Here is a 14,904-nt window from a genome sequence, read left to right as displayed (position 1 = left end):
CATTGTATCTGTCTAAAATGACTTTTCAGTGACGATGAAGGTGACAATTCAGTCACTTACGGAGTGCCGCTAAATCACGTGCTTATAAAATTTAATCCGAAACTGCGTACCCTTGTCGCTGCTGCTCGTCACATCGATCACTCCGTTCTGACTTGCAATAATGCTGTAAGCCATCGCAAGACCAATGCCGATGCTCCCCTCGCTCGCATTTTTCCCTTTATAAAAACGTTTGAAAATATAAGGTAAATCTTCTTTTGGAATTCCTTTTCCGTTATCAGCTATGATAATTTCCGTAAATAGCGCATTTTCGGAAAAAGAAATGGCTATGAGTCCGCCTTCATGCGTGTGCTCAACGCCATTTTTCAAAATATTGATAATCGCTTCGGCCGTCCATTTGAAATCACCGACAAACGAGACGCTGTCATCGCCCTTGATGGAAACCGTTTGGTCCTTGATTTCCATCGGAATCAACATCGGTTCTAATGCCTTTTGTATAAGCTTATGAACGAATACTTGATCTCTTTTGAACTGGATTGTCTTTTCCTCGATTCTCGATAGCTTTAACAAAGAAGAAACAAGCCAATCGATTCGTTCAAGCTGAATACGGATATTGCGGGTGAACTCCGTTCTTTTCGCTGGAGGCAGGTCGGGTTTGCTTAGCAAATCTGCCATCACTGTCATGGAGGTAAGCGGCGTTTTAAGCTGATGCGAGATATCGGAAATGGCATCCGTCAGCCCCGTTTTGTCTCGCTGCAGAAGCGATCGCTGCTCTGATAGCATCAGTGTCACTTTATAAATATCATTTTTTAAAATGCTAAGCTCGCCTTCTTGATTATCACGAGCGTCAAGTGAATAATTGCCTCTGCTTATTTCACGCAAATAGACGGACAGCTGTTCAAGTTCGCGGTATCTCCATTTCGTGAATAACAGACTGCTTCCAATAAGTAATATAGACATGATGAAAACGAGCGCCGCAGCTACAGACGAAATGAAAGCAGCGGCAACGCCCCCCACTAAACTGATGGAACCCATGATCAACAATAATATCTGAATCTCTCGATTTCGCAGCATTTAATCACCGACCTTATATCCTAAACCGCGTACCGTTTTGATCATCGTGGGATGCTGCGGATCATCCTCCAGCTTTTCCCTTAGCCTTTTGATGTATACCGTTAGCGTATTGTCGTTCACGAAGTCGCCTGCCACGTTCCAAATCTGCTCCAAAAGCTGGTTTCTTGACAGAACTTGTCCAATATGGTTACCAAAAATCAACAATAAGCGATACTCCAGAGCGGTCAATGAAATTTCGGCGCCGTTTTTATATACTTTTCCTTCCAGCGTATTCAAACGAACCTGGTCAATGTTAATGATCCCTTGGGTCTGAGACGACTTATGGTATCTCCGCAAGACGGACTTGATCCGCGAGAGAAGCTCGCGAATACGAAATGGTTTTGTAATATAATCATCCGCTCCCATGTCAAGCCCCATCACGACATTGACCTCATCGTCGATCGCCGTTAAGAAAATGACCGGAATATCTCGTTGCTCTTTCACCATTTTGCATAATTCATAACCGCTTCCATCCGGGAGCGATAAATCAAATAAGCATAAAGCGAATTGATCTATATCTTCAGCGAGCACTTTTTTTGCAGAAACGACATCATGGCATAGAACGGTAGAAAAGCGATCTTGCTGCAGCGAATACTCCAGCCCGGACGCAATCGTTTTATCATCTTCCACTAACAATATTTTCATCTGTAGATCTTCTTTACGAACGACCATGGAAGAATAAGCCTCCTACATTCAAATGTCCGCTAGTTTAAGACTAGCGGTCGTCAGGCATTTTTAAAGCACACTCTTGATCTTTTTCCGGATTAAAGATGTGGCTCACCCAACATTAACACGTTATCAGGAATCCATGCAAAAAGCGATGGAATTGAAAACAGTCCTATCATTAAGCGACCTCAGTAGTTAACTGGCAGGAAGAAATTAGCGTATAGAAAAACGCTAAGCCTGTCAAGATTGAAGGCTTAGCGTTATATTCATTATCATGTTTCCCGTCTCAACGCAAGATGCTTACCCAAGAACTAAACGATCGTCCGACAACTTATGGCCGCTAATCTGCTCAAATTCCCCGAGCAGCTGCGCCACCGTCAGGGATTTCTTGCGCTCTTGGTCTACATCCAGAATGATGCGTCCCTTATCCATCATAATGAGGCGATTGCCAAGACGGATGGCTTGCTCCATGTTATGCGTGACCATGAGCGTGGTAAGCTTCATGTCGCGCACGATGTCATCGGTTATTCGGGTGATCAGCTCCGCACGCGCCGGATCGAGCGCTGCCGTATGCTCATCCAGCAGCAGGATTTGCGGCTGCGTAAAGGTCGCCATCAGCAAGCTTAGTGCTTGACGCTCCCCTCCCGACAGCATCCCGACTTTGGCTCGGAGCCGATCCTCGAGTCCAATGCCAAGCCGCTCTAAGTGCTTGCGGAAGCCCGCCCGCTTGGAGGCTGTAACGCCTACGCTGAGCCTGCGGGACTGGCCCCTACGATATGCCATCGCGAGATTCTCTTCAATGGTCATATGCGGCGCAGTGCCCGCCATCGGATCCTGGAATACCCGGCCGATCCAGCGACTGCGACGAAATTCCGGCAGATGGCCGATCGAAGTGCCGTCAATGCGCACTTCGCCTGCATCCGGTCTCATTACCCCGGAAATGATATTCATCAGCGTGGATTTGCCTGCACCATTACTTCCGATAACCGTTACGAAATCCCCCGGATTCAAGTGAAGATTAACATCCATCAAGGCAATCTTCTCATCCACCGTTCCCGGATTAAACAGCTTGGACACATGGTTCATTTCCAGCATCAGAGCGCACCTCCTTTGGTCTTCCCTTGCGCAGCTAACAGTTCGGTTGAGCGCCTCCGTGCCTGTGAACGCTGCTTCATCGCCCGGTTGATGGTCGGAACCACGAGAGCGATAATGACGATGATCGCGGTGATCAATTTCAAATCTGAAGCTTCAAGCCATGGAATCTCATACGCTGCAGCAACGACAATTCGATAGATAATCGAACCGCAGACTACAGCCAGCGTCGTCCGGAATACCGAACCGGTCCCAAGCACGGCTTCGCCAATAATAACGGATGCCAAACCAATGACAATCATTCCAATACCGGAGCCGATGTCCGCAAAACTGGATTGCTGGGCAACCACTGCGCCGGATAAGGCCACCAGTCCGTTCGAGATGCTGAGTCCCAGAATGGTTGTGGTGTCCGTGTTGGCACCAAAGCTGCGGATCATCCGCTTGTTATCGCCTGTCGCGCGCAGCGCAAGACCAAGATCCGTGCGGAAGAATGCATCCAGCAGCAGCTTGCCGATAATTACGATTACCAACATAATATAGATCGGATCAATGGATCCGAAGATAATTTTTTCCTGGCTTAGTGAGATGTTAGGCTTGCCCATAATTCTCATATTGATCGAATACAGGGCAATCATCATAATAATGCCCGAGAGCAAACCGTTGATCTTGCCCTTGGTGTGCAGCAAACCTGTACAGATACCGGCTAACATACCTCCGGCAAATGCTGCCAGTGTAGCAAGCCATGGATTTACGCCGTTTGTGATCAGAATCGCTGCAATCGCTGCGCCTGTCGTAAAACTTCCATCCACTGTTAAATCCGGAAAATCCAAAATTCGGAACGTAATATATACGCCGAGTGCCATCAGCGCATACAGCAGCCCTAATTCAATCGGACCATCCAGCCTCATCACGAAATCCAGCATGTCATTGACCTCCTTAAGGATTAATAAGTAAGGCGCGGGCTGTTATCTCCGCGCCTTACAGTTACTCGATGATGTTGTTGTCCGGGTCTTTGACTTCCTGTTTCATGGCGTCGGTCACTTCAATACCATAGTCAGCCGCAACTTTCGTGTTCAGGATCAGATCCAGCTTATCCGGCTTCGTGATTTCCATGTCCCCCGGATTCTTGCCGTCCTTCAGGATCTCTACTGCCATTTGCCCCACTTGATATCCGTGATCGTAGTACTTGAATCCAACCGTTGCAAAAGCTCCCTTCTCCACCGTATCGCGGTCGCTGGAGAAGAACGGTATTTTATTTTTTTGTGCTGTCTGAATAATTGTCTCGACCCCACTTACTACAGTATTATCTAGGGTGATATAAAAGGCATCGACTTTACCGACTAGCGATTCCGCTGCTTGCTTCACTTCCGAAGTATTAGTAACGGCAGCTTTCACAAGCTCGATTCCGTGCTCCGAAAGCACCTCTTCAGCCGTCTTGGCCATAACAACCGCATTCGCTTCTCCTTCATCTAAGACCAAACCAATTCTCTTAACATTTGGAAAATGAGTACTTACAAAATTCATCAACTCTTTGGTTGCTTCCGGGTTCGTATCAGATGCCCCGGTGATGTTGCCTCCTGGTTTCTTCAAATCGCTGACCAGCTTCGCATCGAGCGGATCTGTCACCGCTGCGAACAAGACCGGCTTCTCCTTCACATTCTGTGCCACAGCCTGTGCCGAATCCGTTGCAATTGCGATCACCAGATCCGATTTCGTATCCTTCAACTTCTGTCCGATCGACAAATTGTTCGCCGGATCGCCTTGCGCATTGTTGTAATCAATTTTCAGCGTTTTGTCTTCCTCTGAGATTCCAGCGTCCTTCAGAGCTGCCAAAATGCCTTCCCGCGTTGCATCCAAGGATGGATGCTCTACGATCTGCGAAATAGCGATGCTATAGTATTTCTTCTCCGCTTCTCCGCCGCTTCCCGTTTGAGTCGTACCGCCGCCTTCCGGCTTGTCCCCGCATCCTACCGCTGTAACCAGCAGTGCGGAGAGTGTAAGTGATAACCACATTTTTCTCTTCATCATGATTCCCCTCTCATTTGTTAACCGCTTCAATAATTTTCTACATAAAGCGACAACGCTTCCCCGCTTTCACAGACGAAAGCATTAAAGTCAAAAAATAAGTCGTTCCTATTGAACAACGGTCTATTATGAACATTTTATATGTACCCAATTGTTTTCGTCAATCAAGATTTTATAAAGCATGTAATGGTTTACATAAAGAACATCCCCGGACGTTACACGCTTCCGGGGATGTCAACTAAACGAAATATTATTTATATAGTAGAAAAAATCTGGAGCGTCTACAAAATGGACCGGCCCTGCATCGTCGCTAGCCACGCTTCTGCCATGAGCGCATGACCTGCGGGGGAAGGATGAACACCGTCAGATGCCCAATAACTCATCTCAATCTTGGAGCTGGCTGCAGCAAAAATGCCGTCGAGCGGAACGTACAGCGTCTCAAATTCTCGCGATAATTCGCGAACGGCCTGAATTTTGGGATCCAGATCCTCCCGCCATTCCTTCTTCGCTTCCGTAACAGGCAGCAAGAACGGCTCCATGAGAATAAAATTCGCGCCGGTTAACTCGCGGGTTTGAATAAGCAGCTCACGATACCCCTCATAGTAGGCTTCCACGGACGTTGCTTCACCACGGTTATACTTCCTGCCGGTCTCATTAATACCGATCAGGATGGATACCCATGTCGGATCCAGATTGATGCAATCTTCCTCCCAGCGCCCCCGCAGATCGACGACCCGGTTGCCGCTGATTCCACGGTTTACAAAACGCAGCCTTTTCAAAGGCAGCTCCATACCAAGCCGGGCAGCAGCCATTAGCGCATATCCATGCCCCAAACTGTCCGACTCCTCGTAATTTCGCCCGCAATCGGTAATACTGTCGCCTTGAAACAATACGAGTGCATTTTGCTCGATATGTACCATGCTGTTCAACGCCTCCAATAATTGAAAGTGTTCTCAAGCTCACCCCTTCATCATAACCGCTTTCCTGCAATCGTGAAACCCCTTAAATTCACATATCATGGCAAACTTTCTATACATTTAAGTTGACTATGTGGAATGAATTCACTACAATTCTATAGGTAAACGTATGGCTGAATATATAAAAGAACAGGTGATTAAATCATGTCAGAGCAACAGAAGTATCAGATCCTTCTCTATTATAAATTTGTTCAAATCCCGGACCCTGAAGCGTTCAAAGACGAGCATCTGCAATACTGCAAAGATCTTGGACTCAAAGGACGTATCCTGGTTGCCTCCGAAGGCATCAATGGTACGGTATCCGGTACGATTGAACAGACTGAGCAATATATGCAGGATATGCACGCCAACCCGCTATTTGCGGACATGGTGTTTAAGATTGACCCATCCGAAGGGCACGCATTCAAGAAGATGTTTGTCCGTCACCGCGAAGAACTCGTTACCTTCCGGGTGGAGGATGAGCTCGACCCTAACGAGATCAGCGGAACCCGCTTAGCTCCTAAAGAATTCTATGAATACTTGCAGCGTGATGATGTAATCGTCATCGACGGACGGAATGACTACGAATACGATATTGGTCATTTCCGCAATGCGATACGTCCAGAGGTTCAATCCTTCCGTGAGTTTCCGGATTGGATTCGCGAGAACCTGAGCGAGCATAAGGACAAAACCATCCTGACTTACTGCACAGGGGGCATTCGCTGCGAGAAGCTGACCGGCTTCATGCTTAAGGAAGGCTTTAAGGACGTTGCCCAACTGGAGGGCGGCATTGTCACCTACGGTAAAGATCCTGAAGTAAAAGGCCGTCTGTTCGACGGGAAATGTTATGTATTTGATGAGCGTATTGCTGTACCGATCAATCAAACGGACGAAGATATCATCGTTGGTAAATGCCACCATTGCGGAAAGCCGGAAGACCGGTATATCAACTGCGATAATGACGCTTGCCACCTGCAGCATGTATGCTGCGAAGAGTGCGAGGAGCTTCATCATGGCTGTTGCTCTGCAGAGTGTGAAGAGATTGTAGCTGCAAGCCACAATGCTTCCTAATCCAACCCAGCCATAAATAGTTATAACTAAAGGAAAGGGCAAGGTGCGATTCACTCGCACCTTGCCCTTTTACTATACGATCTCATCTGCATTCAAACAATAGGAGCGACTCGCCCCTATCGTTCCATCAAGTTTTGAATTTTTTCTCTAACCAGTTACTTTAACAATTATGTTATCAAACAATTTCTCTCCAATATAAATATTGATTTTCCATATTCCCGCTGAAGGAAAATTCAATGTAGAGGGCAAAACTGCATTTCCTGCAGGAGATTTTTGTGTTCTCAATTTACTTTTAAACAATTCAATTTCTTCTTTAGTTTGCTGTTCTATTGCAGAAAATTTAACTGTGCCATTTAATTCATCCGCTTCACCCCAAAAGTACCATAGATATTTTTTAGGCTTATTCACAACAAAATTCGATACATTTTCAGTGTAGGTAAAGACAACTCGGTTTTCTTTCCCAATTACGGTACGAGTAATCGGGCTACCCTTATTATCTTTAATTGTTATAGCGAACTTTTTACTCAATTCCCAATCCTCATGTTCAGGTTGTGTAGAGGCGGGCAGTTTTTGTTGTGCACACCCCGAACAGATTAATATCATAAGGCAACAAAGATACAAAGTCACCCTCATGTTGGTTCTCCCTCCATGAATTAGAAGATTAATTGTACTATAAACAATAATCGGTACAGTTTTCACTGCACCGAAAGGATGAAATGGACTATTAGGAAAATCAAAAATAGCATTGAAGAAATACCATTAGCGAATTTGAAAAATCCATTCTTCTTCTTATACAGGCTCTTGATTTTCTCCATTTTAAGCTCTGTTCTGTTTATAGAAAAAAGTATAGTAGGTACAGCCCGGGAAAACCCATAAACTAGTCCAAAGAGCATGCCGAATGTAGGATCCTTAAAAAGACCAACATAAATGTATAATAAATAAAAAGTCATATAGGGTAAATAAGTAAAAATACCAGCACCCAGAATACTTCCCCAAACCCACATATTTCTTACTGAGGATCCGTTAACCCAAGTAGCGGGGATTTGCCATTTTCTTTGAGGGACTTTTAAATTTATAATCTTATAGTCATGCATCATATACAGTCCCACAATTATTATCATGAATACCATTTTTAAAGTATACGGCAGCCATGAGAAAACTACGAAAATCAATAAAGTATACAAGAAACCTGCTAAAGCTCCTGATAAAGAAGATGCAGTCAAATAATTTATCCAACATTTTATTCTTGTTTTGTAATTCTCCTCACCGAGGAGACTGACCTCCAGGGTCACATTTAATCCTCAGTTGGTACTTACTTTAGTTACACCCGCTACAGATGCTAGGAGTGCTAATAAAATTATCTCAACCAGCTCTAAATGCATTTTTTATATCTCCTTTTTTTCCTTTACTATCTTACTGTTACGGCACAACCACAATCATTTACATTTGCTGTGTATACATCTGGATTACTGTTTGGAGTGCAATCGCAGCAAGCAATTGCCCCCCAACTATAACCAACACACCAGCATCCGGTGGATCCCCAATATGCGTATGTTGTTTTATAACCAGTCGGGCATTTGGAAGATTGTGAGCTTTGGCATCCTGAACAGGTTTTCCTGTTTGGGAAATTACATGCTGTTTCATATTCCCAGGCCTCACACCAGGTTGAGGATCCGTCGGCAAATGCAGGTCGTGCCGAAAACGAAACAAATGATAAGAACGCAGTAGAAAGAACTGTTTTTAAGAACGTAGATCGAGTAACTCTTCTTTCTAAATTTTCAGCAATGATTTTTGTAAACCTATCCACCGACTCGAATAATTTAAGCATTTACTTCACGGTCCTTTCAAATAGATTTATTCCTTCAACTGACTCTGATTTTCCTTCAAGAGACGATATCAGCCCAATAATATGTTCCATTCCGTTACACAACCCTTTACCTTTTACCGTTCCTTTTTCATCTAAAATAAAAGCAAATGGTGTTACTCTAACTTTGCATAAGGTTAACACCGCTCTCTCCTCATCTAACAGCAATTCACCACTTAAGGATTTATTTTCCAAAACTTTAGAAAATCCATTTCTGTCACCAAGACCCACAAATAGAAAATTAATTTTTTCATTATATTTCATGAAGGCTTTATTCCATTCAGGTATTAATTCTTGACATGGTTTGCAACCCGGTGAAATAAATGTAATCAACGTTGGTTTTCCATAGAAAGATTCAATTGAAATCTGTTCATTGGAAAAGTACGATTTCCCTGAAAATTCAGGTATTTTATCACCAATTGATATGCCATCTCTGGTAATTGCTTCACGTGAACTTAAGTAGACTGAACCAAACTGCCTAAAAATAAGAAATATAGTGAACATCATAAATATAACGGCAATCCATAAAAGCAAATTAGAATAGAATAATATTTCCATATATCCTCCCGTATTATGTTTCTAAAAGCTTTATGTTTTTCCTGTATTCATTCCATATTATTTGTGAAAGCAAGTATATTAGCACAATAACCACACTAAAGATTAATGAAGTTGCAGAAAAATTAGAACTATACAAAATCGATAAAATTATTGCTAAAACATTTAATACGATTAATGCGCCAATTCTATATATACTAAAAAGATCAACTTTACTGTCTAAAAAGTTTCCGAAGCAAGAGCAAGTAATTACTCTTTTGGATTTAATGACCTTTGAAACCGCGATAAAAAAGCTTACCAGCATTAATAAAGTAAGAGCTAATCCATAGTAGGAGCTTTTATGAAAAAAAATCATGACGGATGACACTAACTCTATAAACGGCAGCGAATATCCATAGAAACGAGAGAGATTCCTTGGTACTACGTTATACTCAATGACACCATTCACAAAATTTTTCAAATTAGACAGTTTAGTTATGGATGAGATTAAGAAAATTAAGATAAGAGTTAATTTCATTACATTAGTCAAAAACTCGAGCATCAAAAGCTCCCCTTCTCTTTTCATCTTCAGTCTTCACTATCTTTTTGTTGTTTACCTGTCACCCCCTCCTTAAATTCTTTCACAGCTGATCCTAAAGACCTTCCCATCATAGGTAAATTTTTTGCTCCAAACACAATAAATGCCAACACCAATAAAATGATGATCCCTGGAACGCCTATTTGGTTAAACATGCCTGGGTCAGCCTCCTCTTAATTTTTCTGTTTTCTTCTCCATAACACCGCAAATAACCAATCCAATTTCAAAAATAGATATCAGTAAGATAATTGCAGTTATGTCGGAAATGAAATCAGGTGGTGTGAGGATAACAGCGGCTATACAAAAGATTGGATATAGAATCTTTCGCAGCTTCTTAAGTGTATTGGAGGATATAACTCCAAGTTGTGTTAACAAAACCATAAGAGCGGGAATTTCCAAAACTAATCCTGCTAATAAACAGATCATAAACACAAATTGGAAATAATCGGAGAAGTTATACATGGTATTCATACTAAGTTCTTCAGTAACTCCAAGAAAAAAAGAAAATAATAATGGTGTGAGGAAATAGTATCCTAGAATTACCCCTAATAAAAAGAGTATCGATACAACAGAGGAAAATACTAACAGTATTTTTTTGAGTTTATTATTAATCGTAGGCTTTATGAATAAATAAATTTGCATGATTAATATGGGAAATGAAATGCACACACTTTGAAGCAGCATGGTCTTTGCGTAAATGGATACAGATTCAGTAACCTTAAACACGTTTAACTCAATCTCATAATGTAAAGCGGACGATTTTAACAAATTCACAAAATAAGGAGCGGTAAAGTAAGTAACGATTAAACAAAAGATAAAAGCAACGGCAAAATAAAATATCCTTCTACGAAGTTCATAAAAATGTTCGAGAAAATTCATCGTAGTGTTGCCATCAATCGATTGCTCTTCAAACACTCTTACTTTTTCGATTTCATTTGACATCACGATCTCCTAAGTGTTTCGAGTCGAGGAAACATTATTCTAAATTGAATAATACATATTTATTTACACTACTTGGTTTTAATTACATGAGAATATAAAATAAATGAATTCTCAGTAATCTTGGTTGTCTCCCTACACTTTGAAGAAGCATAAATATGTAGGTCCTTTTGAATCCCCTCCTTATATTTAACATTAAGATAAAGTTCCCGAAATTAAGTTAATGATTCCAATTATTTACTTGGTAATATTTATTATAATTAATTAAAAAAATGTTTGGAATAGGACTTCCGACTTAATCCCGTTTCTACATAGAAGCCTGCTTTCAAAATGGCCTACGTTATGCTTATAAAACACTACATATAAAAGTTCTCAAAGCAAAAAAGCGTCGGCCATCTTCTTTTAAGGGAAGTGAACGACGAGTAATCATTGCTATCCGTTTTGTTTGTTAACATAATACTCTTCAAAATTTCATCCTTGTATGTGAATAAATGTCATTATATAATGAAGGTCTAATTGGTAATTCGGGGCTGGCTGGGGTACTGGTGTCCTTCTAGGTCTTCAAAACCTTTTGGGAGACGTCCCGCGTCTCCGGTGGGTTCGATTCCCACACAGTCTCGCCATATTCAATTCATTTTAATCACACGATCCAATGTCTTTTATCGTTCTCTCTACATGTAATTTGTAAATAATCTAGCAACTCGAGAAACATAATCAGTTTTTTTCTTGAACCCTTCAAAATGCCCTTAGCATCTTGTATACAAAATGCTTGCTTGTTTGTTTCAACATATAACAATTTGAATTCATCCTCAAAAGTTTGATGATGAATTAGATGCTTATCGTCTAATCGATATGCAAGTTTGCTGTTAACAACATAATGAGTCAATTCATTATGAAGGTGTTCGGGTACACTTGCACCTCTCAAGTATTCATTCCATTCCAAAACTTCCAACTTATCATTTTCTAAATTCTCCAACACGCTTTCAAATTTAGAATTCCACTCCTCAGGTACATGAGGTACGAACTCAGGTATATGAATAAAATGATTTCTTCTTGACAATATCCCTTCTTCTATTTCCTTGTTAATCACTATTTCACCTAACTTTTTAGGGATATTTCGTTGAAGCACTTGAATACATTCGGCTTTACTTATTCCAATACGGAGGGGGAATGATATATGGTATTTCTCTACTTCCATTTTAACCTGTGATCTAACATTATCGTAAACCATACTAGACGTAAATAGATTGGGTTCGATAACAAAAATTTGATGACTTTGAATCATTCCCTCCAATATTACATTTAATTTATCTCCGTATAATGATGTCAATTTACTTAATTCGTTTGTATTTAACATTTTATGTATTGCCAATGCGTCCAATATCCTGTCTTTCGGGTTTGCTTCTTTTTTATGTAACAGTTTTTCAATCGTTTTTTGACCATATCGATATTTTTCACTTGATGCACTAATAATCCATCCTCCACCTATCGTTTCGACAGGCGAAGGTCGTCTTACAATAAAACGATCTCCACGTTTAACAACAATCGGTTTCTTCAATAAGATTTGGCACAGAATTTCAGAGTTATCATGTAATTCATTGCGATCGAAGAAGACAATCTTTCCAGAGGTTTCATTTGTACCAGAGTAAAAATTAATAGTAGTTCGTTGTTTTACAGGATATTCAAGATCCTTTACAGTCTTAAGTGTAACATCAATCATGTTGCTAATTACAAAGTCCGTTGATGAAACGATAACATCTCCCCTTCTTATTTTTTGTTTTTGTATCCCTCCAATGTTAATAGCTGCTCTCTGACCTGCCGTAGCTTTGTTCTTAATCTTGTTATGTATTTGAACCTCCTTAGCCTTTACTGGAATATGTTGAGGAAGTATGGTAAGAGCATCCCCACTTTCTAGAGCCCCTTCATAAATCGTACCTCTTACAACTACTCCTTGACCATGAATTGTAAACACTTGATCAATAGGCATCCTCAAAATTCCATTTGAAATTCGTTGTGGGATCTTTTTTAACTTCTGAACAAGCATATACTTAAGATTATCCACTCCCTCTCCACTTATGCTCTCTACATATAAAATTTCAACACCTTCAAATAAGGATCCTTCTACTGCCGATTTTATATCTTCTTCTATTATTTCTAAAAATTCATATTCCACCCGATTTATTTTGGTCACAACAATAATTCCATGTTCTATACCCAAAAGAGTTAGAATTTCAATATGTTCTTTAGTTTGGGGCATAACGCCTTCATCTGCCGCGACAACCAAAATGACAAGATCTATACCAGCAACCCCAGCAATCATTTTCCGAATAAATTTTTCATGCCCTGGGACATCAATGATTGATGTTTCGAATCCATATAATAAGAGTGGCGCATATCCGAGTTCAATGGAAATATTCCGCTCTTTTTCAATGATCAGACGGTCAGTATCAATATTAGTTAATGCTTTTGTTAATGTAGTCTTACCGTGGTTAATATGACCAGCGATTCCAATCGTATAATACCGATGCGTCATAGTTATCACCTTTGCAGATTAATTGTTTTTATTTAAATATACGGTTTATCCCTTCCGCTACAAGTTCAATTTCGTCATTCTGTATCGTTCTAACATCTAATAAAAGAGTGTCTTTTTGAATACGGGCGATGATTGGCGGATTACAATTTCGCAACTTTCGCTCTAACCATTGCACTTCAAACTTATCAGACCTCAGTGAGATTGCAAACGATGGCAATTTTACTTCTGGCATCGTCCCACCACCAATTTCCGAATAAACTTGAATAACTTCGACATATGATTTAACTTCGTCCGTTAGTAAGCAATAAAGTTCTTCCGCCTTTATTTTAATAACCTGTGGAGAAGCTAGAATATCTCGAAGTGTTGGCAGTTCTTTTACAACCAATTCCTCATTAAGATAGAGTAAGAGAGTGGATTCTAGAGCCGACAGAGTTAATTTATCAGGTCGTAAGGCTCTAGCAAGTGGATTTTTTTTTAGTCTATTTATCAACTCATGTGATCCAATGATAATACCCGCTTGAGGGCCTCCTAAAAGTTTATCGCCACTAAAGCTAATGAGATCTACTTTTTTTTCAACAACCTCTTTAATTGAAGGTTCGTTTCCTATACCATGTTTTTTCAAATCGTATAACACGCCGCTACCAAGATCTTCATATACAGGAATATTATACTTATTCCCTAGCTTGACCAGATCCTTAGTATCTACTGACTGTGTATATCCATTAATTACAAAATTACTTTTGTGGACTTTAAGTAATAGAGCAGTATTTTCATTTATTGCTCCTTCATAGTCATGTGTATGAGTGCGGTTTGTAGTACCGACTTCGTTAAGAATTGCTCCACTTTCTTTCATTATGTCAGAAATTCGAAATGATCCACCGATTTCGATTATTTCTCCTCTGGATACAACTACCTCTCTTTTTGCAGCGAGCACTAGTAAGATTAGAAATACAGCTGAAGCATTGTTATTAACAACCATGGCCGACTCTGCACCAGTCAAAGTCTTAATAATATGTTCGACTATATCGTGTCTCGATCCACGTGTTCCGGTTTCAAGATTGTACTCTAGATTTGAATAACTTCCGGCTATTTTCATCAAATGCTTGTTTACTGCAACCGGAAGTAAAGACCGTCCTAAATTAGTATGTAGAACAATTCCCGTCGCATTAATTACTGGTATCATATTAGGATTTAAACTCTGTGAAATAAATGTTCTAAGATCCTTAATCAATTCTTCTTCCGATAAAACGTTTACACTTCCTAACACACTTTCACTTCTCAATTTCTCAAGATATTGTTTAATTAATAAAGTTACATAGTTAGTAGATACAGAGTAATCCTTTATTGTGCTCTTGATGTCAGGATTTTTTAATATATTTGTCACTGAGGGAATTGAACGAAGCTTCATGTGATTCTCCTTTACTACAGGGATAATATACTCTACATTGAATTCCCATGATATTACAGTATAAACATTATTTATTGTTCGAGCAACCTCTAGAGACGTTTAATTAAA

The 14,904-nt window shown here is 40.6% G+C and carries 16 protein-coding genes and 1 tRNA gene; 2 read left to right on the top strand and 15 right to left on the bottom strand.

The features are described 5' to 3' along the window. Positions 1-69: 69 nt before the first annotated feature. From AB4124_RS21185 to AB4124_RS21160, 6 genes are all read right to left on the bottom strand, one after another. Positions 70-1,071, bottom strand: a complete 1,002-nt coding sequence (locus AB4124_RS21185) for a sensor histidine kinase (protein ID WP_430104945.1) — start codon at positions 1,069-1,071, stop codon at positions 70-72. After that, a complete protein-coding gene (locus AB4124_RS21180; RefSeq protein ID WP_441974200.1) occupies positions 1,072-1,755 on the bottom strand; it encodes a response regulator transcription factor in 684 nt (227 codons plus the stop codon). Positions 1,756-2,076: 321 nt separating this feature from the next. Continuing rightward, positions 2,077-2,871, bottom strand: a complete 795-nt coding sequence (locus tag AB4124_RS21175) for an ABC transporter ATP-binding protein (protein ID WP_430104946.1) — start codon at positions 2,869-2,871, stop codon at positions 2,077-2,079. Next, entirely contained in the window at positions 2,871-3,791 is a 921-nt protein-coding gene (locus AB4124_RS21170) for an ABC transporter permease (protein WP_430104948.1), read from the bottom strand. Before AB4124_RS21170 ends, AB4124_RS21175 begins: the two co-directional genes overlap by 1 nt. 61 nt (positions 3,792-3,852) lie before the next feature. Next, entirely contained in the window at positions 3,853-4,893 is a 1,041-nt protein-coding gene (locus tag AB4124_RS21165) for an ABC transporter substrate-binding protein (protein ID WP_441974199.1), read from the bottom strand. A 281-nt stretch (positions 4,894-5,174) separates the two neighbouring features. Continuing rightward, positions 5,175-5,813, bottom strand: a complete 639-nt coding sequence (locus AB4124_RS21160; RefSeq protein WP_430106716.1) for an SGNH/GDSL hydrolase family protein — start codon at positions 5,811-5,813, stop codon at positions 5,175-5,177. 201 nt (positions 5,814-6,014) lie between these two features. On the opposite strand from AB4124_RS21160, the gene trhO reads away from it, so the two are divergent. Beyond that, complete coding sequence (gene trhO / locus AB4124_RS21155; protein WP_430104949.1) at positions 6,015-6,920, top strand: oxygen-dependent tRNA uridine(34) hydroxylase TrhO; 906 nt, start codon at positions 6,015-6,017, stop codon at positions 6,918-6,920. Positions 6,921-7,067: 147 nt separating this feature from the next. Here trhO and AB4124_RS21150 read toward each other — a convergent pair whose 3' ends face one another. The 7 genes from AB4124_RS21150 to tatC all read right to left on the bottom strand — a co-directional run bounded on the left by AB4124_RS21150 (position 7,068) and on the right by tatC (position 10,858). Next, complete coding sequence (locus AB4124_RS21150) at positions 7,068-7,553, bottom strand: hypothetical protein (RefSeq protein ID WP_441974068.1); 486 nt, start codon at positions 7,551-7,553, stop codon at positions 7,068-7,070. A gap of 62 nt (positions 7,554-7,615) precedes the next feature. Next, complete coding sequence (locus AB4124_RS21145; RefSeq protein WP_441974067.1) at positions 7,616-8,212, bottom strand: hypothetical protein; 597 nt, start codon at positions 8,210-8,212, stop codon at positions 7,616-7,618. A 148-nt stretch (positions 8,213-8,360) separates the two neighbouring features. Further along, positions 8,361-8,564, bottom strand: coding sequence for a hypothetical protein (locus AB4124_RS21140; RefSeq protein ID WP_098746774.1), 204 nt, complete (start codon positions 8,562-8,564; stop codon positions 8,361-8,363). 184 nt (positions 8,565-8,748) lie between these two features. Further along, the gene (locus AB4124_RS21135) at positions 8,749-9,342 is read right to left on the bottom strand and encodes a TlpA family protein disulfide reductase (RefSeq protein ID WP_379404503.1); all 594 of its coding nucleotides are present in this window, start codon (positions 9,340-9,342) and stop codon (positions 8,749-8,751) included. 13 nt (positions 9,343-9,355) lie between these two features. Further along, the gene (locus AB4124_RS21130) at positions 9,356-9,880 is read right to left on the bottom strand and encodes a MauE/DoxX family redox-associated membrane protein (protein ID WP_441974198.1); all 525 of its coding nucleotides are present in this window, start codon (positions 9,878-9,880) and stop codon (positions 9,356-9,358) included. Between the two features lie 26 nt (positions 9,881-9,906). Next, the gene (locus AB4124_RS21125; RefSeq protein ID WP_379404507.1) at positions 9,907-10,071 is read right to left on the bottom strand and encodes a Sec-independent protein translocase subunit TatA/TatB; all 165 of its coding nucleotides are present in this window, start codon (positions 10,069-10,071) and stop codon (positions 9,907-9,909) included. A gap of 7 nt (positions 10,072-10,078) precedes the next feature. Next, positions 10,079-10,858 carry a twin-arginine translocase subunit TatC gene (tatC, locus tag AB4124_RS21120; RefSeq protein ID WP_441974066.1) on the bottom strand — a complete coding sequence of 260 codons (780 nt, stop codon included), beginning with the start codon at positions 10,856-10,858 and terminating at the stop codon, positions 10,079-10,081. A 523-nt stretch (positions 10,859-11,381) separates the two neighbouring features. Here tatC and AB4124_RS21115 point away from each other — a divergent pair. Further along, positions 11,382-11,478, top strand: a tRNA-Sec gene (locus AB4124_RS21115). 17 nt (positions 11,479-11,495) lie between these two features. On the opposite strand, the gene selB is transcribed toward AB4124_RS21115, so the two are convergent. Both selB and selA read right to left on the bottom strand, forming a co-directional pair. Beyond that, complete coding sequence (gene selB, locus AB4124_RS21110; protein WP_441974065.1) at positions 11,496-13,388, bottom strand: selenocysteine-specific translation elongation factor; 1,893 nt, start codon at positions 13,386-13,388, stop codon at positions 11,496-11,498. A 28-nt stretch (positions 13,389-13,416) separates the two neighbouring features. Next, complete coding sequence (selA, locus tag AB4124_RS21105; protein WP_441974064.1) at positions 13,417-14,796, bottom strand: L-seryl-tRNA(Sec) selenium transferase; 1,380 nt, start codon at positions 14,794-14,796, stop codon at positions 13,417-13,419. Between the last annotated feature and the right edge of the window lie 108 nt (positions 14,797-14,904).

The organism is Paenibacillus sp. 2KB_20 (assembly GCF_052115765.1).
GTDB lineage: Bacteria > Bacillota > Bacilli > Paenibacillales > Paenibacillaceae > Paenibacillus_AQ.
The sequence above is the reverse complement of the archived record's forward strand: the minus strand, read 5'-3'. Positions and strand labels throughout refer to the sequence as shown.

What these genes read in the sequence shown, in the direction of transcription:
- AB4124_RS21185 (WP_430104945.1), bottom strand. Translation starts at nt 1,071, where the DNA reads ATGCTGCGAAATCGAGAGATTCAGATATTATTGTTGATCATGGGTTCC.
- AB4124_RS21180 (WP_441974200.1), bottom strand. Translation starts at nt 1,755, where the DNA reads ATGAAAATATTGTTAGTGGAAGATGATAAAACGATTGCGTCCGGGCTG.
- AB4124_RS21175 (WP_430104946.1), bottom strand. Translation starts at nt 2,871, where the DNA reads ATGCTGGAAATGAACCATGTGTCCAAGCTGTTTAATCCGGGAACGGTG.
- AB4124_RS21170 (WP_430104948.1), bottom strand. Translation starts at nt 3,791, where the DNA reads ATGCTGGATTTCGTGATGAGGCTGGATGGTCCGATTGAATTAGGGCTG.
- AB4124_RS21165 (WP_441974199.1), bottom strand. Translation starts at nt 4,893, where the DNA reads ATGAAGAGAAAAATGTGGTTATCACTTACACTCTCCGCACTGCTGGTT.
- AB4124_RS21160 (WP_430106716.1), bottom strand. Translation starts at nt 5,813, where the DNA reads ATGGTACATATCGAGCAAAATGCACTCGTATTGTTTCAAGGCGACAGT.
- trhO (WP_430104949.1), top strand. Translation starts at nt 6,015, where the DNA reads ATGTCAGAGCAACAGAAGTATCAGATCCTTCTCTATTATAAATTTGTT.
- AB4124_RS21150 (WP_441974068.1), bottom strand. Translation starts at nt 7,553, where the DNA reads ATGAGGGTGACTTTGTATCTTTGTTGCCTTATGATATTAATCTGTTCG.
- AB4124_RS21140 (WP_098746774.1), bottom strand. Translation starts at nt 8,564, where the DNA reads ATGAAACAGCATGTAATTTCCCAAACAGGAAAACCTGTTCAGGATGCC.
- AB4124_RS21135 (WP_379404503.1), bottom strand. Translation starts at nt 9,342, where the DNA reads ATGGAAATATTATTCTATTCTAATTTGCTTTTATGGATTGCCGTTATA.
- AB4124_RS21130 (WP_441974198.1), bottom strand. Translation starts at nt 9,880, where the DNA reads ATGCTCGAGTTTTTGACTAATGTAATGAAATTAACTCTTATCTTAATT.
- AB4124_RS21125 (WP_379404507.1), bottom strand. Translation starts at nt 10,071, where the DNA reads ATGTTTAACCAAATAGGCGTTCCAGGGATCATCATTTTATTGGTGTTG.
- tatC (WP_441974066.1), bottom strand. Translation starts at nt 10,858, where the DNA reads ATGTCAAATGAAATCGAAAAAGTAAGAGTGTTTGAAGAGCAATCGATT.
- selB (WP_441974065.1), bottom strand. Translation starts at nt 13,388, where the DNA reads ATGACGCATCGGTATTATACGATTGGAATCGCTGGTCATATTAACCAC.
- selA (WP_441974064.1), bottom strand. Translation starts at nt 14,796, where the DNA reads ATGAAGCTTCGTTCAATTCCCTCAGTGACAAATATATTAAAAAATCCT.